Here is a 1,536-nt window from a genome sequence, read left to right on the forward strand (position 1 = left end):
GGGACAGCCCCAGCCCACCCCTCACGGCCAGGCACAGCCCGGCGTCCCGCCGCAGTACCAGCCGCACCCCGGCGTTCCGCCGTACGGTCAGGCTCAGGCGGATGCGCAGGCCGGCCAAGGGTTCCAGCAGCAGGGGGGTGCCGATCCGGCGCCGCCGGCGGCGCCGCAGCCTGTCGATCCGCGGGCCGGGACCGGGTGGCCGCAGCCTGTTCAGCATGATCAGCGGCAGCCCACCAACCCCGGTGCCGCACCGCTCGGTTACACCGCCGCCGTGGAACTGTCCTCCGACCGGCTGCTCAACAACAAGCGGCAGAAGGCGAAGAGCGGCCGGCCCGCCGCCGCGCCGAGCCGGTTCAAGATCGGCGGAAAGAAGGAAGAGGCCGAGCGGCAGCGGAAGTTGGAGCTGATCCGCACGCCCGTGCTGTCCTGCTACCGCATCGCCGTCATCAGCCTCAAGGGCGGCGTCGGCAAGACGACCACGACCACCGCTCTCGGCTCGACCCTGGCCACCGAACGGCAGGACAAGATCCTCGCCATCGACGCCAACCCGGACGCCGGCACCCTCGGCCGCCGCGTGCGCCGCGAGACCGGGGCCACCATCCGCGACCTCGTCCAGGCGATCCCTTACCTCAACTCGTACATGGACATCCGCCGGTTCACCTCACAGGCGCCGTCCGGCCTCGAGATCATCGCCAACGACGTCGACCCGGCCGTCTCGACGACCTTCAACGACGAGGACTACCGCCGCGCCATCGACGTCCTCGGCAAGCAGTACCCGATCATCCTCACCGACTCCGGCACCGGTCTGCTCTACAGCGCGATGCGCGGTGTGCTCGACCTCGCCGACCAGCTGATCATCATCTCGACGCCGTCCGTCGACGGCGCGAGCAGCGCCAGTACGACGCTGGACTGGCTGTCGGCGCACGGGTACGCGGACCTCGTGTCGCGGTCCATCACCGTGATCTCCGGTGTCCGGGAGACCGGAAAGATGATCAAGGTCGAGGACATCGTGGCGCACTTCGAGACGCGCTGCCGCGGGGTCGTGGTCGTGCCCTTCGACGAGCACCTCTCGGCCGGCGCCGAGGTAGACCTCGACATGATGCGGCCCAAGGTGCGCGAGGCGTACTTCAACCTCGCGGCGATGGTCGCCGAGGACTTCGTACGCCATCAGCAGTCGCACGGGCTGTGGACCAACGACGGCAACCCGCCCCCGGTCGCGGCCCCACCGATGCCGGGCCAGCCGATGCCGGGCCAGCCGATGCCGGGCCAGCCCTACGCCCAGCCCGGACAGCCGATGCCTGCGACGCCGTACTACGGTCAGCCGGGGCAGCCCGTTCCGGGACAGCCAGTGCCTGGACAGCCGGTTCCGGGACAGCCGGTTCCTGGACAGCCGGTTCCGGGACAGCCGGGACCCTATCCCCAGGCGCCGCAGCCCCAGCCGCCCCAGCAGGCCCAGCAGCCTCCCTCGCCTCAGCCGGGTCAGCCGTACCCGCCGCAGCCGTACCCGCCCGCCGGTCAGCCCGGCTACGGCTACCC

The 1,536-nt window shown here is 71.2% G+C and carries 1 protein-coding gene; it reads left to right on the plus strand.

Annotated elements, in window-relative coordinates; genetic code table 11:
- The coding region (locus tag GRC12_RS44350; RefSeq protein ID WP_244374707.1) for a MinD/ParA family ATP-binding protein at positions 1-1,536 on the plus strand (1,536 nt) is incomplete at both ends.

This window comes from Streptomyces griseorubiginosus, assembly GCF_017614965.1.
GTDB lineage: Bacteria > Actinomycetota > Actinomycetes > Streptomycetales > Streptomycetaceae > Streptomyces > Streptomyces griseorubiginosus_B.